Source organism: Mucilaginibacter aquariorum (genome assembly GCF_024498135.1).
In the GTDB taxonomy this organism is placed as follows: Bacteria; Bacteroidota; Bacteroidia; order Sphingobacteriales; family Sphingobacteriaceae; genus Mucilaginibacter; species Mucilaginibacter aquariorum.
Genome location: NZ_JANHOH010000001.1, coordinates 2,062,110 through 2,081,893 on the forward strand (window position 1 = coordinate 2,062,110; position 19,784 = coordinate 2,081,893).

17 protein-coding genes are annotated in these 19,784 nt (G+C 42.2%); 4 read left to right on the top strand and 13 right to left on the bottom strand.

Annotated elements, in window-relative coordinates:
- Positions 1 to 131: 131 nt before the first annotated feature.
- The 5 genes from dnaN to NPE20_RS08955 all read right to left on the bottom strand — a co-directional run bounded on the left by dnaN (position 132) and on the right by NPE20_RS08955 (position 5,875).
- Positions 132 to 1,256: a DNA polymerase III subunit beta gene (dnaN, locus tag NPE20_RS08935; protein WP_256538270.1), complete on the bottom strand. Its 1,125-nt coding sequence runs from the start codon at positions 1,254 to 1,256 to the stop codon at positions 132 to 134.
- Positions 1,257 to 1,292: 36 nt separating this feature from the next.
- Positions 1,293 to 3,695 (bottom strand): gliding motility-associated ABC transporter substrate-binding protein GldG, encoded by a 2,403-nt coding sequence (gldG, locus tag NPE20_RS08940; RefSeq protein ID WP_256538271.1) that lies wholly within the window; start codon positions 3,693 to 3,695, stop codon positions 1,293 to 1,295.
- 118 nt (positions 3,696 to 3,813) lie between these two features.
- A complete protein-coding gene (locus NPE20_RS08945; RefSeq protein WP_256538272.1) occupies positions 3,814 to 4,302 on the bottom strand; it encodes a hypothetical protein in 489 nt (162 codons plus the stop codon).
- A 147-nt stretch (positions 4,303 to 4,449) separates the two neighbouring features.
- Positions 4,450 to 4,980 (bottom strand): outer membrane beta-barrel protein, encoded by a 531-nt coding sequence (locus NPE20_RS08950; protein ID WP_256538273.1) that lies wholly within the window; start codon positions 4,978 to 4,980, stop codon positions 4,450 to 4,452.
- 187 nt (positions 4,981 to 5,167) lie between these two features.
- Positions 5,168 to 5,875, bottom strand: coding sequence for an ATP-binding cassette domain-containing protein (locus NPE20_RS08955; protein ID WP_256538274.1), 708 nt, complete (start codon positions 5,873 to 5,875; stop codon positions 5,168 to 5,170).
- A 627-nt stretch (positions 5,876 to 6,502) separates the two neighbouring features.
- Here NPE20_RS08955 and NPE20_RS08960 point away from each other — a divergent pair.
- From NPE20_RS08960 to NPE20_RS08970, 3 genes are all read left to right on the top strand, one after another.
- The gene (locus tag NPE20_RS08960; RefSeq protein WP_256538275.1) at positions 6,503 to 7,984 is read left to right on the top strand and encodes a glycine--tRNA ligase; all 1,482 of its coding nucleotides are present in this window, start codon (positions 6,503 to 6,505) and stop codon (positions 7,982 to 7,984) included.
- Positions 7,985 to 8,097: 113 nt separating this feature from the next.
- On the top strand, positions 8,098 to 9,576 hold the full coding sequence (locus NPE20_RS08965; protein WP_256538276.1) for a hypothetical protein: 1,479 nt from the start codon (positions 8,098 to 8,100) through the stop codon (positions 9,574 to 9,576).
- Between the two features lie 116 nt (positions 9,577 to 9,692).
- On the top strand, positions 9,693 to 10,823 hold the full coding sequence (locus NPE20_RS08970; RefSeq protein ID WP_256538277.1) for an AI-2E family transporter: 1,131 nt from the start codon (positions 9,693 to 9,695) through the stop codon (positions 10,821 to 10,823).
- Between the two features lie 46 nt (positions 10,824 to 10,869).
- On the opposite strand, the gene NPE20_RS08975 is transcribed toward NPE20_RS08970, so the two are convergent.
- The 6 genes from NPE20_RS08975 to NPE20_RS09000 all read right to left on the bottom strand — a co-directional run bounded on the left by NPE20_RS08975 (position 10,870) and on the right by NPE20_RS09000 (position 16,540).
- A complete protein-coding gene (locus tag NPE20_RS08975) occupies positions 10,870 to 12,204 on the bottom strand; it encodes a M16 family metallopeptidase (RefSeq protein WP_256538278.1) in 1,335 nt (444 codons plus the stop codon).
- A 15-nt stretch (positions 12,205 to 12,219) separates the two neighbouring features.
- Positions 12,220 to 13,599 carry a M16 family metallopeptidase gene (locus NPE20_RS08980; protein ID WP_256538279.1) on the bottom strand — a complete coding sequence of 460 codons (1,380 nt, stop codon included), beginning with the start codon at positions 13,597 to 13,599 and terminating at the stop codon, positions 12,220 to 12,222.
- A 77-nt stretch (positions 13,600 to 13,676) separates the two neighbouring features.
- Complete coding sequence (locus NPE20_RS08985; RefSeq protein ID WP_256538280.1) at positions 13,677 to 14,267, bottom strand: DUF4230 domain-containing protein; 591 nt, start codon at positions 14,265 to 14,267, stop codon at positions 13,677 to 13,679.
- A gap of 78 nt (positions 14,268 to 14,345) precedes the next feature.
- Positions 14,346 to 14,765, bottom strand: a complete 420-nt coding sequence (locus tag NPE20_RS08990; RefSeq protein WP_256538281.1) for an OsmC family protein — start codon at positions 14,763 to 14,765, stop codon at positions 14,346 to 14,348.
- 173 nt (positions 14,766 to 14,938) lie between these two features.
- Positions 14,939 to 16,006 (bottom strand): NADPH dehydrogenase NamA, encoded by a 1,068-nt coding sequence (namA, locus tag NPE20_RS08995; RefSeq protein ID WP_256538282.1) that lies wholly within the window; start codon positions 16,004 to 16,006, stop codon positions 14,939 to 14,941.
- Between the two features lie 141 nt (positions 16,007 to 16,147).
- Complete coding sequence (locus tag NPE20_RS09000) at positions 16,148 to 16,540, bottom strand: hypothetical protein (RefSeq protein ID WP_256538283.1); 393 nt, start codon at positions 16,538 to 16,540, stop codon at positions 16,148 to 16,150.
- Positions 16,541 to 16,687: 147 nt separating this feature from the next.
- On the opposite strand from NPE20_RS09000, the gene NPE20_RS09005 reads away from it, so the two are divergent.
- Entirely contained in the window at positions 16,688 to 17,026 is a 339-nt protein-coding gene (locus tag NPE20_RS09005) for a single-stranded DNA-binding protein (protein WP_256538284.1), read from the top strand.
- Between the two features lie 142 nt (positions 17,027 to 17,168).
- Here NPE20_RS09005 and NPE20_RS09010 read toward each other — a convergent pair whose 3' ends face one another.
- Positions 17,169 to 17,873, bottom strand: coding sequence for an SDR family NAD(P)-dependent oxidoreductase (locus NPE20_RS09010; protein ID WP_256538285.1), 705 nt, complete (start codon positions 17,871 to 17,873; stop codon positions 17,169 to 17,171).
- 65 nt (positions 17,874 to 17,938) lie between these two features.
- Entirely contained in the window at positions 17,939 to 19,717 is a 1,779-nt protein-coding gene (locus NPE20_RS09015) for an aromatic amino acid hydroxylase (protein ID WP_256538286.1), read from the bottom strand.
- Positions 19,718 to 19,784: the final 67 nt, after the last annotated feature.

The window sequence follows — 19,784 nt, forward strand, 5'->3', positions numbered from 1 at the left end:
TAACAAGTTTTGTTATAAGGTGAATAAAAAAGTCCGGCTAAAGCCAGACTTTTTTGGGTAATTAGAGTAATTGATTTGTGAGTAGTTAAATGTGCAAGCGAAAACCACTCAACAATTCACCACTCTCTAAATTATGCGTAACTGTTAAGCATTACCGGCATTACCAGCATCAGTACATCTTCGTTCTCGTCGCCGCCTTGTGGCAGCAATATGCCTGCCCTGTTAGGGGTGGACATTTCTAACGATACTTCTTCGCAGTTTAAATTTTTCAGCATTTCTATCAGGAAACGGGCGTTAAAGCCAATTTCCATATCATCACCTTCGTACTGGCAGCTTAAACGTTCGTGTGCTTCGTTAGCAAAATCAATATCTTCTGATGATATGTTAAGTTCGCTTCCGTTTATTTTTAACCTTACCTGGTGGGTAGTTTTGTTAGCGTAGATAGCCACGCGACTAAGCGAGCCTAAAAATGCCAAACGGTCAATAGCCAGTTTGTTAGGGTTTTCTTTAGGTATAACCGCTTCATAATCCGGGTAACGTTCGTCAATTAAACGGCATACCAGGTTGATATTACCAAATTTAAAGAACGCGCTTGTGCTGTTGTATTCAACAGATACGTTCACATCATCGGCAGGTAAAGCAGATTTAAGCAGCGTTAGCGCCTTTTTAGGCAATATAAACGATGTTGTACTATCTGCCTTTGCATCTTTACGACGGTAGCGTACCAGCTTATGTGCATCGGTAGCTACAAAAGTAAGGTGCTGGCTGCTTAGCTGACAGAAAACACCCGTCATGGCAGGGCGCAGTTCATCGTTGCTAACAGCAAAAATGGTTTTATTTATAGCCTCGCCCAATACTGAAGCAGGCAGGTTTACTGACGATGCATTTTCAACAACCGGTATCTTCGGGAAATCTTCACCGTTTTCGCCGCTAAGTTTGTATTTACCGTCGCCGGCGCTTATCTCAATGGCAAAAGTGCTATCATCTACAGAGAAAGCAACAGGTTGCTCTGGTAACGATTTTAGGGTATCCAGCAGTATACGCGATGGTATAGCAATACGGCCATTCTCTTTAGCTTCAACAGGTAATGAGGTGGTCATGCTGGTTTGCAGGTCGGTAGCAGAAATGGTTAAGTTCCCGTCTTTAATCTCGAACAAAAAGTTTTCCAGTATAGGCAATACGGTGCTGTTGCTTAATGCGCCGCTTACAGACTGCAATTGCTTGAGTAGTGTTGATGTGGAAACAATAAATCTCATGATGTTATTAACGTTTATCTACCAAAAGTATAAAATTTAATGAGCATACTTTCGTCTGCGAATATAATGTTGAAAAATAGCAAATATTAACACTATCCCTATTGGGGCAATATTGTTTAATAATTGCCAAAACAGCTTCTCTTCGCGTATGCGGGCACGGTTTAGCAGGCGTATTTGTATTTCTTTGCTCCGCAGCGATATCAACCCCGAGTCATCAGCCATATAGTCGGCAATGTTTAACAGCAAATTTTTGTTGCCATAACTTTGCTGGGTGTAATGATCATACCCTAAGGGATATGGGGATCCATCTGCACCTACCTGGTTGCGCAGTATATCGCCATCGCTTATTACTATCATTTTTGTGGGTTTGCTTTGAGGTATTATGGTAACCTTTTCATTCAATCCTTCGGGCAATGGCCTGTTCCTAAAATCAGACACAAAGTTACCCTCCAGTAATACACCGGTAATTTTTGGCGCGCTCTGAAAATCTTTTGGTTTTGGTTCATCCTCCAAGGCCTGTAACGATAACATGTGCGGCGTGCTCAATTTTTTATTATATGGCGATGAAGTAAGCAATATCGTCTTCGCGATGTTCTTTGTATTCAACAGATCAATAGTACTGGCAAACTGACTGGTAATGCCATCCAGATTTTTCACTATCGGGTGTTTGGATAAAGGCAGATAAACCGGGTTGTACAACCATGGCAGCATCTGGATCTGCGCCTGCCCACCTGCGTTACCCGTAGTAACCGGGATGGGCGAGCAATTCATATCCGCTATCAGATCATAATTGATCCGTACCCCGTAACGAAACAATTGATCGTCAAGGTTCAATTGTTTATTAAAGGCCAGTTGCTCGCCACCATGCCCGCGCAGGCTATCCAGTTCGGCGCTTACCTGGTCAATAGCCCAAAGCACACGGCCGCCACGCATAATATATTGGTCGAGTTTAAACTTTTCAGGTTCGTTAAATGCCTTATCGGGCTTGGCAATTACCAGCATGCTCACCTTCGCCAAGCTATCAAACGGAATGCTGTTTAAGTTAATGCGGCCAACCAAATATCCATCGCTTAAGGCTCGCATGGCGTCGTTAAGCTGCAGATCGCTCAGTTCGTTATGCCCTTCGGTGAAGCCTATGCGCTGCTTACCACCGCTGGTTATTTTTTTTATGGCCGATGTAAAAGCATATTCTAAATTTTGGATGGAGTTATTCAATATCTCATCCGGCGAAAGGTTCATGTTGCTTTGCGATTGCAATAACTTAACCGGTATGCTCTTATCTCCAAAAGCAACCAATGCAAAAGGGAATATTATTTTTTGAGATACCCCGTCGTCTGTTTTAACGCTTAGGTTTTGTGCCTCGATGCCTTTGGAGGCCAAATCTTCGTAGGCCTGTTTCTGCTGATCGTTAGAAAGACCTTTTAGTGGATCAGTAAACTCAAATTGCAATCTACTATGGCTATAAGCCTGCAGATCGGCAAGCATATCTTTTACCGATGTTTGCAGCCTTTTCATCCCCCCGGGAAAATTATCGCCCTGTAAATAAACCGTAACATTAACCGTTTGTGGTAGGTCATCCATCACTTTGCGACTAATGGGCGCTATGGTAAAACGTTTCTCTTTAGTAAAATCGAACCGGGTAAATAACTTGCCCGATAGTAAACTTAAAAACAACATAATACCCAGTGTGCTCAGGAAAACGGTATTAATGAATTTCTTTCCGGCCTGCCTGTTCAGCACAAACAGCGTAAGCCAGATAAATAAAGTAGCTAAAACAATAAAATATATAAGGTCGCGGGTATCTAACACACCTCTGCTTATTGATTGATAATGCTCTGTGATACCCAAACTTTGCAAGCCAAGGTTTTGCAGGGATAATATGGAGCTTAACGAATCGAATCCGCTGTAGAAGAAGAAACACAGGAAAACCGCTATAGTAAATGCGATAACCTGGTTCTTGCTTACCGATGAGGCAAACAAACCAATAGCCGCGAACGACGATCCTAACAAAAACAAACCGATATAGGAGCCTATAACCGCACCTGTATCTATATTGCCTTGCGGTGTACCCAAAGTGTGAACACTAAAATAATACACAAGGGTTGGCACAAGTGCAAAAAGCACTATTATTACCCCGGCAAAGTATTTACCAAGTACTATTTGTATATCGGTTAATGGGCGGGTAAGTAAAAGCTCGAATGTGCCCTCTCTCCTCTCCTCGGCTAATGAGCGCATAGTGATGGCAGGCACCAAAAACATGAACAGGTATGGGGCAGTGCTAAACAGGCTATCTAAACCGGCATAACCATAGGCCAGGATACTGGTATCGGGGAATACCCATAAAAACAGCCCTAAAACAAGCAGGAAAACCCCAATAGTTATATAGGCCACCAGCGAACTGAGGTAGGTTGTTATTTCTTTCTTGAGAATGCTGAACACTTGATAAGAATTGTAATGATGAACGCCCGAAAATACGATTATTGTGCAGCAAAACTAAAATGATGCTAAACAAAAAGCCCGGGACGATATCCCGGGCTTTTCATTATTTCAAGCCTATTTAGAAACCGTATGCTATCCGTACGCCTATTTGACCAATTGTTCCGTTATGTGACCAGGCCTCGTAACGAACGCCAATATCAAAACCGCCCTCAAGTGTATAACCTATACCGGGTGAGTAAGCGAAAAACGTATTGCCGTCGCCACCGCCGGTATAAAACGATGCGCCTAACTGGCCTTCACCATAAAAGCCCTGGCTAAAATAATATTTTATACCAGCTTTTACTGGTATAAAACCATCTGAACCGCCGCCGGCAATATCTTTAGCTTTGAATGATGTATAACCGCCAGAAAGGGTGAACATAGTGCTGGTTGCAATAGGCATTTCATATTTTAATGAACCACCTATAGCAACATCGTAGATGTCTTTAAAGTCGCCTACGGGTATGCCGCCTTCAAAGCCGATACTGAAACGGGATTTTTCTGATTGTGCAAATGTTGTAAATGTTGTACCACCTACAATTGCTAATAACAGTAATAATTTTTTCATGATTTTAGTTATATAAGGTTGATAATTAGGAACAAATGTAATTTGATAACAAATATTTGAAACCATTTGTTTAAAAAAAATCAAACAAAAAAGCCCGGAGAAATATCTCCGGGCCTTCTGATAAAATTATTAGTTAATATTAATCAATTAGAAACTGAAAGCTAAACGGGCAGCAATCTGGCTAACAGTATTTCCACTCATTGACCAGCCTTCGTAACGTACACCAAGATCTAAGCCGCCACCAAACGTGTAACCAATACCCGGTGAATAAGCAAATGCAGTTTTGCTGCCACTAATATTACCAAAGCCATCAACATTAACACTTTCTTTTGTGAATGCTGCACCTAACTGTGCTTCACCATAAAATCCGTCAGCAAAGAAATGTTTAATTCCAGCTTTTACAGGGATACCATAAAATTTATAACCGGCATCTTTAGCTTCATCTTTTGCTAAAAATTTATTATAACCTGCCGAAATCGTTACGAAAGTACCTTCTGCAATGGGGTGATCATACTTTAACGAACCGCCAATAACAAAATTAGTAAAGTTTTTAACATCGCCAACTGGTAAGCCGGCTTCAACACCAATGCTGAATTTACCACCTTCTGAAGATGATTGCGCAAATGAACTGATTGACAAACCGCATAATACGGTTAATAGTAATAATACTTTTTTCATAATTTTTAAATTGTGTGATTTAAATAAAAGCTTGGCAGGGTAGTCTGCTTTGCCTGGTTTGGACATATAGACGCTGGTTGTCTATCTGTCGTTACAAACTTTTTTACTTTTTTTTCTAAATCAAGATATAAAAACTTGAAAACAAGCACATTAAAGAGCACTGCTTAAAGATCTGTGTCTTTATTTATTAATTATTTGTAAGCCCTATAAAAATGTGCTCGAGTGTATTATTATTGTTTTGGCTGCGTAAATTAACAAGGGTATCATTAGCAACTATACTGCCCTGGTTAATAATTATTACACGGTTGCAAACCGCTTCAACCTCCTGCATTATGTGTGTAGATAATATAATGGTTTTTGTTTTTCCTAATTCGGTTATCAACTGCCGTATTCCAACCAGTTGGTTAGGATCCAGTCCCGACGTAGGTTCGTCCAAAATCAACACCTGCGGGTTATGCAGAATAGCCTGGGCCAGGCCTACCCTTTGGCGGTATCCTTTTGATAACTGTCCAATTTTTTTGTGCTGCTCGGGGCCAAGGCCTGTTTGTTCAATAACCTCGGCTATGCGTTTATCGGGCTCGTGAAGGCCATGTATGCCCGCCACAAACGCCATCGATTCCTTTACATACATATCCGTATAAAGCGGATTACTCTCGGGCAGGTAGCCTATGTTACGCTTAACATCCAGCGGTTGCCTGCTAATGTCAAACCCGCAAACAAACGCCGTACCCGAGGTTTGCGGAATAAAGCAGGTAAGCATTTTCATGGTGGTGCTTTTACCTGCGCCGTTAGGCCCTAAAAAGCCGAGCACGCCTGTACCTGCCTCAAAGCTGATACTATTAACTGCCTTTTGCTGCCCGTAAACTTTTGTTAATGCCTCTACCCGGATACTCATGCGGTAAAAATAGATTTTAGATGTGAGATTTGAGATATTAGATTTGCGTTTTGCGTTAAGGATTGCAGCAGATACCGGCCCGCGCCTAAAGCCTGTGCGCGTATAAGCGAAAAGCCTGGCCGAAGGCAACGCCCGCTTTTGAATAGCCCACTAAGCATGGTCATTTTTTAATTTTTATTTTTCTTATACTTCGGAAACGTTCTTCGGCTGTTGTAAGTGAAGGCGTAAAAATGGGTGTTTTAAATATATTATTACAGAACCCACATTTAAAGTTGGGCTCTTTTATTAATACCGCCCGTGTTAACCAGTAAAAACCTCTGATAAATGCGAAAAGAAAAGCCAGGAAAACAAAGGGCAACGCCCAGGACGCAGGCGGCTCAAAATCCATATTTTTTATATCATGAAACGCCCAGCAGATCAGCAACACAAATGCAAGACATATAGCGGCCCTAATTAGAAACCTGCTTCTGTTTCGTAATTCCACATTGTCGCTCATACATTTTGGGCACTGAGCTTTCAAACTATTCATATATAAAACTAACCAAAATTCCTGTTTTTACATACTCAGCAAAATTCGAAATCGAAAATCCGAAATTCGAAATCAAAAAATATATCTTTGCCCCTATTATGAGCAAATCAACCGACGAACTTTTTAAAAATGTAATATCACATTGCAAAGAATATGGCTTTGTTTTTCCATCCAGCGAAATATACGATGGCTTAAGCGCTGTTTATGATTATGGCCAAAATGGTTCGGAATTAAAGAACAACCTTAAAACCTACTGGTGGAAATCAATGGTGCAAATGCATGAGAACATTGTGGGTATTGATTCGGCCATATTTATGCACCCAACCATTTGGAAAGCAAGCGGCCACGTTGATGGCTTCAGCGATCCGATGATTGACAACAAAGACAGTCAAAAACGCTACCGTGCCGACCAGCTACTGGAAGACCGCATAGCGAAACTGGATGAAGAAGGCAAAACCAGCGAGGCCGAAGAGTTACAGATAGAAATGGATAACGCCCTGAAAGCGGAAGACCTGCCACGCCTGCGCGAATTGATCATCGAACAAAATATAAAATGCCCTATTGGCGGCACTGCTAACTGGACCGAAGTACGCCAGTTTAACCTGATGTTTAGCACCCAGGTTGGCGCTATTGCTGATGAATCGGACACGATATATCTTCGCCCGGAGACTGCGCAGGGTATTTTTGTGAATTACCTTAACGTACAAAAATCGGGCAGGATGAAAATCCCGTTTGGTATTGCACAGATAGGTAAAGCTTTCCGTAACGAGGTTATTGCCCGCCAGTTCATTATCCGCATGCGCGAATTTGAACAAATGGAGATGCAATACTTTGTACGCCCCGGCACACAACGCGAGTGGTTTGAAAAATGGAAAGAAACCCGCTTAAAATGGCACCTTGCCCTGGGTACCGATGCCGCTAAATACCGTTTTCACGAACATACCAAGCTAGCCTTTTATGCTGACGCGGCTTTTGATATTGAGTTTGATTTCCCGTTTGGCTTTAAAGAGGTAGAGGGTATTCATAGTCGTACAAACTATGATTTAAGTCAGCACGAGAAATTCTCCCGTAAAAAGATGCAATACTTTGACCCCGAGGTTGACCCCGAAACAGGCAAACCTTATGGTAACTACATCCCTTACGTTATTGAAACTTCGATAGGTTTGGACAGGATGTTCCTGCTTACACTGATCAACGCGTTTGAGGAAGAAGACCTGAGCACCGACGAGAAACAGGATAGCCGTACCGTACTGCGCCTACACCCTTGCCTTGCCCCGGTTAAAGCGGCTATTTTCCCGCTGACCAAAAAAGATGGCCTGCCAGAGAAAGCCCGCGAGATAATGGACAAACTAAAACTGGATTTTAACCTGCAATACGAGGAGAAAGATGCTATTGGCAAACGTTACCGCCGCCAGGATGCTATTGGTACTCCTTTTTGCATCACGGTAGATCACCAAACTTTGGAAGATAACACCGTAACCATACGCCACCGCGATACCATGGCGCAAGAGCGTGTAGCTGCTGATGACCTGGAGAGGATCATTGGTGGTATGGTAAGCTGGAAGAACCTTTTAGGATAAAAGATAGAAAGACAAAAGAGATAGAAAGCGCCGGATTTTTCCGGCGCTTTTTTATTATCTGCCGCAGGCAAATACTAAAAACCTATCTTTGAATTTCCCTAAACCTAAACTATATGATAAAAACCTTACTCACGTATCTAATTTTCCTGTTTCTTCCTTTATTTGTATTAGCCCAAAACGAGCCACAGGTTACTGAAGACTTTATAAAAGGCATTAAAACATCAAACACCTTCGCGTTTAACGATCACCTGAACATTATACAGGTGAATACCGATGATGAGAATTTTGATTTAATTGCCGTGAATGATAAAATGCAGGTTGTTTGGAAAACTTCGTTAGCCGGATATGGCATAAAGACAGATAAGCTTAAAGGGAAGATAATAGCCCTGGCATCGTCTGACCACAGTACGATGAAAGGCACTAATAATACATTTGTAGCTTACGTAGTGAACCCTGCCAACGGCAATGTATTGGCTAATAAAGTGGTATACAAATCATCAGACGAGTATATGGAATTCCCGCAGATGTATACCGGCGAGGGCGAATTTTTTAAACTTGCTGTAAGGCAAACCGGTTATAAACGTAAAATACATTTTATTGTGCCTATTGTAAGCCTTTTTACCACAGGCCCTTATTATAAAGAACTGAATGAAACCCGCAATTTAACCGTGGTGGAATTTGATGATAAACTGGATTCTGTTAAAGCCTTTAAGCCGATTATCTCTAACGGATTATTTGTATCACTTGCATGGAACAAACATGCCGATATGTTTGTAAGCTGGTTAAACGGCCCAAGTATAGAGATCTATAAGTACGATGCAGGCAAAACTACACCGTCAAACCAGCTGGCTGTTGCCGTAAATATTGAAGTGAGCAAAAACACCGTTATTGCCGATAACCTGTACCTTAAGCCTGCCGAAAACCCCGATCAGCTTTATTACGGGATGATTTACTTAAACCAGGATAAAGACCCTGAGCTGGGTGTAGGTAAACTTGATTTTGCCACAAACAAAAAATCGTATGTAGTGCAGATACTCGATAAAAAAAACCTAAAAGCCATTAAGAAAAGCTTTACACCTGTTAATAAAGACCTTGATGACGTAAAACTTGGTAGCTCGTGGGGCATGGGCATTAAGTATATGAACGAAATATCGGGAAGGCTAATAGTAGGTTTGTCATCAAATTACACGATACGTGAAAGGCAAAGCGATATCTATTATTGCGAAGATGCTTTACTATTGAATGGTTTTGACCAGGACCTGCAATTAAAATACCAACAGGTTTTACCTGCCAACAGCATGTTTCCACGCGTTCGTTTACAAATCGGTTATCATGTCAACAAAAACAAACTACATATATTGGCCAATTCAAGAAAAGGCATGCTTACAACAATTGGCGTATATGGGGTGCTTGACATAAGCACAGGTAAGTGGGATAAAATGGAACGCTTATCTAAAAAACACCTTGACAATAAAAGCTATTCGGCAGGTGAATCTATTTTATGGTTTGGCGATAACTTTATTGTCCCGTACTATTCACCAAAAACATTTTCAACAAAATATGATATATCATTACAATTGAATAATAATTAAGAAACATTGCAGCTTTACAACGCGTCATTGCCTCTTCTGGTAATGACGCGTTTTTGTTTCCTCAAAAACAATTATCGCCTACGCTCCTTTTGTGTTAAATATGCAAACACAATTACATGTCGGTGAAAATTAAAGACCAGCCTTTTTATATACAAAGTACAGCCGTATTATTCGGACTTATATTATTAGTTTATGTGCTTATCCAACTGGCAGATATTTTGGTTCCGCTGGCTTTCGCGGCCTTTTTGGCAATATTACTAAACCCGCTTTGCAACCGCCTGCAACGGTATAAAATACCTAAGGGCATCTCTATTGCTATTGCTATGCTTATTATGATACTGTGCGTGGCAACGGTATTCTATTTCCTTAGCACGCAAATTATTCAGTTTGGCGATTCGCTGCCCACGCTGCAGAAAAAGTTTGAAGAGATAACTATCGACCTTAAAAACTGGATCCAGGGCACCTTTGGGGTGGAGATCACCAAACAGGAGCAAATGTTAAAAGATGCGCTAAACAATAGCCAGGCTATACTTGGCCGCACGGTTAACAGCGTTTTGGGTACGCTGGCCATTATATTTTTACTACCTGTTTACATTTTTTTAATGCTGTTTTATAAATCACTGATCCTGAATTTTTTATATGAAGTTTTCTCAGAAGAGAACTCTAAAAAGGTAAGTGACGTATTAAGCGAAACAAAAACAGCTATACAAAGCTATATTGTAGGTTTACTGATAGAGATGATCATCGTAGCCGCCATGAATTCGACAGCATTGATATTATTGGGCGTAAAATACGGCATCCTGATCGGTTGTATAGGTGCTATTCTAAATCTGATACCCTATTTAGGAGGCATCATAGCGATAGCTTTACCAGTATTAATGGCTACTGTTACAAAAGATGGCTATTCTACCCAGTTAGGCGTAATTGTGGCTTATATTGTTATTCAATTTATTGACAACAACATACTGGTACCCCGAATAGTATCATCAAAAGTGCAGATAAACGCCCTGATGTCCATAATTGTAGTGCTGCTGGGCAATGCGCTTTGGGGCCTGTCCGGTATGTTCTTATCCATACCATTTGTAGCCGTATTAAAGATAGTGTTCGATCGTATTGACGATCTTAAACCCTGGGGTAAGCTTCTGGGCGATAACATACCCACCCATCATAAAGGCGACCTGTGGCGAAGCCGCAATAGAAGAAAAGCGGTATTACCAAGTAAAGAGCCTATAATAAAAAAGCCCTAAGCAGATATTGTTATCTACTTAGGGCTCATAAATCAATTATAGGTAATTAATGAGTTACAGCGTTATCACCTTTGTTTAAAGTACCGTTGGTAAACAGTAACGGATTTACTTTTTTGGTATCGCCCTGATACACCCAAATAATGTTACCAATATATTTACGGAAAGCATCGCTTACCTGTGTAGGCGTTAGTTTCTTTACATCCTCGGCAAGGGTTAACGAGCGCTTCCAGTTATTGTGCAGCACTTCATTTGATACTATTGACGATGCCTGAGCGGTGTTAGTTTCGTTTTTATAATAGAAACCGGTTAGGTAAGTAACTTTCATATCGGCAACCTCGGCAGCGTTAAAACCCTGCGTTTTTATCCTGTCTACCAGTTTATCAAACACAGCTATATATTTATCCGGCTGGGTGGTTGATACCGAAAACTTAGCTACCGACGTAGCACCAACACTAAACCATGACTGTGGCGCGTATGATAAACCGTTGTTGGTACGTACATCTAAAAAGTGTTTATCAGCAAATATCCTCATAGCAACGTTAAAGGCATCAAAGTCTGGTGTGCCGGGTGCAGGTCCGCTGGTTACACCTTCTACATAGTTAGTAGCCAGCTCGCGGCTTTCGCCCGAGAATGTATTTTTGTATGCCCTGAAAAATGACTTCTTCAATTCGAAAGGCGCCCCTTGTTTAATACCGGTTAACATACCTTTTACTTTGGCTTCTACAGCGGCGCGGTCAAGATCTGCAACCACAACGATCAGCATGCGCGATTTAACCAATACCGAATGGTAATATGCTTTGGTTTCTTCAGCAGTAAGTTTTTGAATGATCTCTGGCGTACCATTAGGGTCTTTTACATAATCCCTGCCTGCAAAAGCTATCTTATCGGCATATTTATCAATGGCATTATCTGGGTCGGAATCCTGAGATTTTAGTTCAGTTATGGCATCTTGTTTAATCCGCTCAAACTCTTTGGCATCAAACTTAGGTATGGTAATAGCCTCAACATATAAAGGCCATGCAGTGTCTAAATCGCTTTTTATACAATTTAGTTTTACAACAGAAAAGTTTTTGTTGGTGTAGCCATAAACGGCCGCGCTGATCTTATCCAGCTGATTTTTGAAGGCATTTTTATCGTGCTTTAACGTACCGCACTCAGTAAGGGCATTCATCGCCATCGATTCGATACCCATTTTTGTGGCCGGGTAATTTTGTACACCACCTTTAATAACGGTTTGTATCTCAACAATATCGTTACCGCTTGGCTGTACAATAACTTTTACGCCATCAACCATCATTTCGTATGCTTTTTGCTGGGCAAAAGCAGGTTTAACGCCCGTAGTCGCAGTAGCAATTAACAATAGATATATATATTTCTTCATCGTGTTTTATTTAAATTAATTAGCTACAAAAAACGAAGCCACATTTGCTGCCTTGCTTGCCTCTGGCGTTAATATTATGCCAGATACCATCGGTTTACCTACTATATAAGTATTCATGTATTTGGCAATATCCGCGCGCGTTACCTTCTGGTAATTATCAGTAAGATCAGTATAGTAATTAAGCGATGTACTGCACCATTGGAAGCTCATCTGCGATGGCAACGACGATGGTTTTTCCAGCTCGCGGCTATGGTTACGTAGTAAAATAGCTTTTGCATCGGCTAACTGCTCATCAGTGTAATAATCAGCTTTGCCCCACTGGCTCATCTGGTTTTTTACCTCATCATAACACTCCTTAATTTTGGTTGGATTTGGCACCACAAATAACGATATCATGCCTGTATAATGGCTGGTGTTATAGCTTAAGCTTGATGACGATGCCAGGCCTTTATCAACAAGCGCCTGCTGTAGTTTTGATGAGTTAAGATCCAACATGGTTGAATATACATCGGCAGCAATGGTAGATGCTGAATCCGTCATATAAGCCGGACCCTGCCATGCATACATCATAAACGGTGTACGCGCTATCGACATTTCTTTTACAAAAGCAACGCTTTTTTCAACCGGCTTAAAGGCCGGGATAGGGTATTTTTCGTGCGGGTTGAAACCACTGTTTGCCCAATCGCCAAAAATAGCCTCTGCTTTTTTAAAGCCATCCTCATGTTTAATATCGCCACAAATAGTAAGCAGACTATTATTAGGGAAGTAATACTTGTTTTTGATGATCATCATCTTTTCCGGCGTAGCTGTATTGATAACCTCGTGAATACCAATTGGCATTTTACGGGTTATTAAATCGCCCCAAAGGTTTTTGCTGATATCATAATATAACTGAAAACCCGGGCTGCTCTCGTTACGCTGAAACTCACCGTCAACAACAGGGCGCTCTTTGGTCATATCTTCTTCCCGGTATATAGGGAAACGTACTGATGCATTCATCAGCTTTAAACCAGCATTCAGGCTATCTTTACCTATGGTGAAATAATAGTTCACACGCTCGTTACTGGTAGTGCCATTCCAAATAGCACCCAGCTCCTGCGTACGTTTTAAAAATTTCTCTTGTGTGGGATAATCCTTGTTGGCTTTAAAAAACATGTGCTCAAAAAGGTGCGAAAGGCCACTGTACTCCGGTCCTTCGGTGTAGGCACCGTTCTTTACAGCAATTTCGATAGTGGTAAGTGGTACCTTGCTGTTCTCGATAACAACAACATCCAGTCCGTTTGGCAGTTTTTTATAAAAATAGCCTTCGGGTAACCGGGGCTGGGCAACTGCGTATAGGGCAGATACCATACCCACAGCGGTAAGGGTTAAAAGTTTGGTAATTTTTATGGTCATACTAAGTTGTTAGATTATAACATTAGATTACAATTCCCTAAATATATTACATATAATTAAAAATTTAGTTACCCGTTTTATTTAAATCTGATAACCACTTTTTTCCCGGATATATTCTCCAAAAATGGTTTGAATATTAACCCTGCATTTTCGCGGGCTTTGCCTATCAGGTTCATTTCAGTAGCAGTGGTAAGCATTTTCTTTTCGGCAAGTTTGTATACATCTTCTACCATGGTGCGTGTTTTATCGGGGAACCACACGCCCGATACGTCATACACCCGTGATTTTTGGTGATCAAGCTTTACATAACAGATCTCGGGTTGGGGCAGCGTTATCTCCACAGTATCCTTACTTTGGCTGATGTCGCCCTTTTTAACTTTTGTAAGATCGATACAGGCGGTTACCTCTCCTACTGCCACAAACAACACTTTAGAATCCGGCAGTATCATGTGCAGCTCTTTTTTCTCTACCACGTCTTTCATGGCATATTTAACCAGTTCCAGCTTCCCCATAGCTATTACACGCGTTACCATGGCATCTTCGGTAACCTCGGCACGGGTGGTGTTAAACTCGTGTTTGATGTAAAAGAATAGAAATATCAAAAACCCGGTAATAACCAGGGCAAACGAGAGAGTCAACGAAATGCGGGAGCGTTGGGTATTGAACATATTAATAGTTTATCAATAGCTACAAAATAAAACAGCGATGGTTTTGGCCATCGCTGTTTACCATATATTTATGCTTAATTAAGCGTAAGTAACATTTAAAGTGATAGGCACGCTAAGCGCTTTTGACACTATACAGCCTGCTTTGGCGCCTTCGGCAACTTCTTTAAATTTAGCCTCGTCAACACCATCAATTACAGATGCTTTAAGCTCCAGGTGGATGCCTTTAATTTCAAGCGCCTGCATATCCAGATCAAGGATAGCATCGGTAGTCAGATCGCCTGGGGTAATGCCTTGTTGTGATAAAGCCGCGCCAACCGCCATAGTAAAGCAACCCGCGTGTGCAGCAGCTATCAGTTCTTCGGGGTTAGTGCCTACACCATCGGCAAAACGGGTTTTAAAAGAATATTGTGTTTTGTTAAGGATTGTGCTTTGTGTGGTTATTTCACCTTTACCTTCTTGTAAGGTGCCATTCCAATGTGCGTTTGCTGTACGTTTCATAGTTGTATGTTTTTTGAGTTTTTGCTAATTTAATAATATGTTGGGTTGAATTAAAATATTAGATGTTAAGGAATCATAAATTAAATATGGAACGCGGCGATTGACTCACCAGGTCTTTGCTTCGCAATAGCCTCACCTAAATCCTCTGCAAAGGAGAGGACCGGGGTGAGGCCTCACCACTTAGCCCGTTCGTACTGTACCGGCCATTTTGCATCATGCCCAAGCTCATGTGCGGCACGCAGCGGAAAATGTGGATCACGCAGTAATTCGCGGGCCATTATTACCATATCGGCCTGCCCGCTTTGGATGATCTCATCGGCTTGTTTTGCTTCAGTTATCAACCCAACTGCACCGGTAAGTATATCTGCCTGCTTTTTAACCGCTTCGGCAAATTCTACCTGGTAACCGGGTTTCAACGGGATTTGCGCGCCGGCAACATTGCCACCGGTAGAGCAGTCTATCAGGTCAACACCCTTATCTTTCAATATTTTTGCTAACGCGATAGAATCGTCAATTGTCCATGCACCCTCTGTCCATTCTGTTGTAGATAAACGAACAAACAACGGATGATCTGCGGGCCAAACTTCGTTCACGGCTGCTATAACTTCCAGCAGAAAACGAATGCGATTCTCGAACGATCCACCATATTCATCGGTACGTTTATTACTATGCGGCGAAAGAAATTCATTTATCAAATATCCATGCGCGCCATGTAGCTCTATCACTTTGAACCCGGCTTTTACAGCACGTTCTGTTGCCACTTTAAAATCGGCGATAACTTTATTTATACCAGCCTTATCCAACTCAAGCGGCGCTGTTTCGCTTCTGCTGAATGCTATCGCGCTTGGTGCTACCGCCTCCCAGCCGTTTTCTTCTGTGGGTTGTAGTTGTTTACCGCCATTCCATGGTTCGGTATGACTTGCCTTGCGGCCTGCATGCGCCAACTGTATACCGGCAACCGCACCCTGTTCTTCAATAAAGGTGGTAATTTCTTTCAGCTTAGCTATGTGTTCGTCTTTGTAAATGCCCAAATCGGCAAAAGTGATGCGGCCTTCGGGCGACACGGCCGCTGCTTCGGTAATGACCAATCCGGCACCGCCAACCGCGCGGCTGCCTAAATGTACCAGGTGCCAGTTATTGGCAAAACCATCGGTACTGGAATATTCGCACATGGGCGATACCACTATGCGGTTCTTAAATTCAATGCTTTTTATTTTTATTGGGGAGAATAGATGAGCCATATTATTGTGTTTGTACAAATATGGAAAAGTAACAGGCATTATGCTTCACGGTTTTGTCATCTACTCAGTTGTGCATATAATTTACCTACAGATGAACATTTGAGTTTACAAGGGGTGCCTTTCATTAGCTAATGCAGGTGTTTAATTACGTTGTGAGTCCTCGGTGAATTTGCTGGTTTCCTTCTTACTTTTTACCAGTAGCACCTCGTCAGCCTCAAGCAACAGGTAACCATGTTCATAGCAGAAAAAATAACGCGCACCGGCCTGGGTTTTAAAACTACTGGTGAAGTAATCAAAATCAAACCCTTTCACCAGCATCTTTTCGCGGGTGGTTTTTGTTTTACCCGATGGGTTCATTTCTTCAATTATGCGCCGGTTACGGCGTAAAATATTATTTATGTTACGCACCAGGTTATAGCTGTTGCTATTGAGCTGATTATTGTAGTTATTGCGGCACAGGTCGTTACAGAACTTTTTATCCGCACGGCCATGCAATAAAGTACCACAATCCAAACATTTTCTTTCCGCGCTCATACCCTAAAGATAACAATTTAATTATCCGTTTGCAAACGTTTGCAAACGGATATAACCGCTTATAACTAATTACTACCCGACTAACACTTAACCCAAGCTGCAAATTTGTGCTGTTAATAATTATCTAAACATAAAACGTAATATAAAATGGCTACTATTAAAAACAGCGTAAGATTGATGGGTAACGTAGGTATGGACCCGGATGTAAGAACTTTTGACAACAACCGCAAGATGGTTCGTTTATCAATTGCTACAAATGAAAGTTACAAAAATGACAAAGGCGAAAAGGTTACTGATACTCAATGGCACAATATTGTGTTTTGGGGCACACAGGCAACTATGGCCGAAAGCTATTTAAAAAAGGGCGATGCCGTTATTATTGAAGGCAAACTGGCAGCACGTAATTACAATGATAAAGATGACGTGAAACGCTATGTTACCGAAGTTGTAGTGAACGAATTTGTAAAAATTAGCAGTAAAGAATAAGCTATTCGGCTAAAGCCGATAGCATGTTTTGCGTTCAGTTGGCTGAAGCCAACGGCAATGAAATTATCTGCTTGTGGGTATTATTCATTGCCGTCCCATTTATGGGACGAATAGTAAGCAGGCAATCCGGCTTTAGCCGAAACTACGGCGTTGACACGGCTACCGGCAGCACTTTTCCATTAAAAAACCGGTGACCTGTTACCGCGAAATCGGCGATGTATTTACCCATCTCAAACGCCATAACCGGCGATTCGTAACCAGGGAAGGCTTGTTCCAGCATCTCGGTTTGTGCCGATCCTAAGGCAAGGCAATTCACTTTAATGCCCTGTTCAACCAGTTCCTGGGCCAGGCACTCGGTTAGGGTATGCAAAGCGGCCTTACTTGCCGAATAGGCCAGCAAGCCGTTAAACTTGGCGCTGCCCTGAAAAGCGCCCATACTGCCTATATTAAGGATGTGCGACCCATCGCCCATAAACCGCAGTAAGCTTTGGATGATCCGCACATGGCCTATGTAGTTGCTTTGCAGCATTTCTACAAAATCAGTCTCCAGTAGCTTGGTAAAGGGTTTGTTTATTAATACACCGGCATTATTCACCAACACATCTACCTTGCCATCAAAGTTAGCGGTAATAAATTGCTGCAAACCGGCATAATCATCATGAACAATATCAAAAGCAATGGCATATACTTCACAATCAGGGTTTAAGCCTTTTGCGATTTCCAGCAACTTCTCCAGCTTATCCTGCGATCGTGCCAGGGCCATCACCTTATGCTTGCCTGATAATATTAATTCCAATACAGCTTCAAAGCCTACTCCGCTGCTGGCGCCCGTTATAATGATATTCATAAACCCCCTTAACCCCCTTGCAGGGGAACTAATTGTGTATAGATATGCAAATTTAGTATTGTTATCTAAACTACCAACTTCTCTTCTACCGGGTGTTTTATCAAGTATAACCCATCACTTATGAGCTTTTTGTATTCGGGTTGGGCAGCCGCCTTTTCCTGTAAAAACTGCTTAATTTCGGCAGCCAAGGCGGGTTCTGCTCCTTCATGATCTAATAATTCTAATATCTCCAAAGCGCATAGCCAATCGTCATGGTGGAACTTTTGGAGCACCATCCACACATTACCTAAAAAGCCAAGGTCGCCGCCGTTATGCCTGCGGTTTCTTACCTGCTGGTATAGCTGATGAAGCTCTTTAGTCTTCTGGTCATATTCGGGATGATGGGTGCCGGTTTTAGATTTGTAGGTTATCTCCAGGAACGCATCTTTATCGGCGGCGCCGCAAAAAACGGATGTTATCTGCTCACCCACTGCTATGTCGTAAATGCCCCATGAAGGGTCGAACAGGACTCGCCTTTTTTCGTCCAAAACCGTACATTTTTCGACCTTGATTAGCACATTTTTGTTATTTTTTGTAGTGATATCCGCCACTTTTCCGGACACGGTGATGCCGCTCTCAAAAGTCAGGGAAATTTCTTTGCCGGTTTCAATTCCGGCATATCTTAATTCATCGGGAGTAAGATCTTCCAGCGATTTTTCATAACCCTTAAGTTTACCAACCGGCGAGCTAAAGCCATCCTTATGATAATTTTTACCGTGGCCTTTCAGTTGCTTATTACCAACAGCCAGCGCGGTCTCGCCTGTGGTTTTGATAAATACCGGTTCGCCGTTTTTATCGGTAGTAAACTCTGTAAACGTACCAGACACCTGCAGGCCTGAGCTGTAAACCGCGGTACAGGTATTTTTACTATCGATAGCCTTTTGCAAGCCATACGCACCGCCACGGCGGAACGACATGGTATCGGCAAACTCTTCCAGCACATCAATCAGGTTTTGGAAAGTTGGGGTAACAAACAGCTGTGGCTGCGTTTTGGTAATATCGTAACTATAGTTTACCGCATCAATGGTATAGGGCAGCTTTTTAACCTGCTCCTGCATGCAGCTGGCACTCTCGCCTATCGAGGAAAGCAAACCGGCACCGTAGATCTTAGGATTGTCCAATGTACCAATCAGACCGTACTCTACCGTCCACCAGTGCAGGCGACTAAGCAGGGCCATTTCAGAGGGTTCGCCCATATTTTCCTGGTGCCAGGCAACCAGTTCATCGGCCTTTTTTATTTCGGCTTCATCCGCATCGGGCATTTCTTTTAGTATGGATAGGGCCCTTATGGCTTCATACAATTCAAAGTCCTGCGCGCTAAACATGGCCTTAGCACCTATCGAACCAAAATAGCTCAGGTATTCGTGGTAGTCTTTATCGGCAATAATGGGTGCATGCCCTGCCGACTCATGGATAATATCGGGAGCGGGTGTATATTCTATATGTTTTAACTGGCGGATATCGGCAGCAATAACCAGCACGCGGTAAGCCTGGTACTCCATAAAAGCGGCAGGAGGTATAAAACCATCGACAGTAACCGCACCCCAACCAATTTTGGCCAGCGCGTTATTCATATCCTGCAAATCGGGAATTTTCTCGATAGTTAGCCCCGCCTTTTGCAGGCCCGGGATATACGGATAGTAGGCAACATCCTTTAGATAGCTGTAATTCTGGCGCATTACATAGCGCCAAACGGCATGGTCAACCGGGGTGTAATGTTCGTAGTGCTGGTCTACAATAAATTGCTTTAAATGACGGGGCAATGCCGCAACCTGCGGGTTATTAAAATCATTAAAATCGCTCATTCCGTATCTTCGGGTTTATAATATAGAAACGCGAAATTAGGAAATATGGTTTAGCTAAATAACGTTT

Excerpts from the sequence above, each read along its gene's own strand:
- NPE20_RS08970 (WP_256538277.1), top strand. The coding sequence starts at position 9,693 with ATGTCGGTGAAAATTAAAGACCAGCCTTTTTATATACAAAGTACAGCC.
- NPE20_RS08980 (WP_256538279.1), bottom strand. The coding sequence starts at position 13,599 with ATGACCATAAAAATTACCAAACTTTTAACCCTTACCGCTGTGGGTATG.
- dnaN (WP_256538270.1), bottom strand. The coding sequence starts at position 1,256 with ATGAGATTTATTGTTTCCACATCAACACTACTCAAGCAATTGCAGTCT.
- NPE20_RS08950 (WP_256538273.1), bottom strand. The coding sequence starts at position 4,980 with ATGAAAAAAGTATTATTACTATTAACCGTATTATGCGGTTTGTCAATC.
- NPE20_RS09015 (WP_256538286.1), bottom strand. The coding sequence starts at position 19,717 with ATGAGCGATTTTAATGATTTTAATAACCCGCAGGTTGCGGCATTGCCC.
- NPE20_RS09000 (WP_256538283.1), bottom strand. The coding sequence starts at position 16,540 with ATGAGCGCGGAAAGAAAATGTTTGGATTGTGGTACTTTATTGCATGGC.
- NPE20_RS09010 (WP_256538285.1), bottom strand. The coding sequence starts at position 17,873 with ATGAATATCATTATAACGGGCGCCAGCAGCGGAGTAGGCTTTGAAGCT.
- NPE20_RS08965 (WP_256538276.1), top strand. The coding sequence starts at position 8,098 with ATGATAAAAACCTTACTCACGTATCTAATTTTCCTGTTTCTTCCTTTA.
- NPE20_RS08955 (WP_256538274.1), bottom strand. The coding sequence starts at position 5,875 with ATGAGTATCCGGGTAGAGGCATTAACAAAAGTTTACGGGCAGCAAAAG.
- NPE20_RS08975 (WP_256538278.1), bottom strand. The coding sequence starts at position 12,204 with ATGAAGAAATATATATATCTATTGTTAATTGCTACTGCGACTACGGGC.
- namA (WP_256538282.1), bottom strand. The coding sequence starts at position 16,006 with ATGGCTCATCTATTCTCCCCAATAAAAATAAAAAGCATTGAATTTAAG.
- NPE20_RS08985 (WP_256538280.1), bottom strand. The coding sequence starts at position 14,267 with ATGTTCAATACCCAACGCTCCCGCATTTCGTTGACTCTCTCGTTTGCC.
- NPE20_RS08960 (WP_256538275.1), top strand. The coding sequence starts at position 6,503 with ATGAGCAAATCAACCGACGAACTTTTTAAAAATGTAATATCACATTGC.
- NPE20_RS08945 (WP_256538272.1), bottom strand. The coding sequence starts at position 4,302 with ATGAAAAAATTATTACTGTTATTAGCAATTGTAGGTGGTACAACATTT.
- NPE20_RS08990 (WP_256538281.1), bottom strand. The coding sequence starts at position 14,765 with ATGAAACGTACAGCAAACGCACATTGGAATGGCACCTTACAAGAAGGT.
- NPE20_RS09005 (WP_256538284.1), top strand. The coding sequence starts at position 16,688 with ATGGCTACTATTAAAAACAGCGTAAGATTGATGGGTAACGTAGGTATG.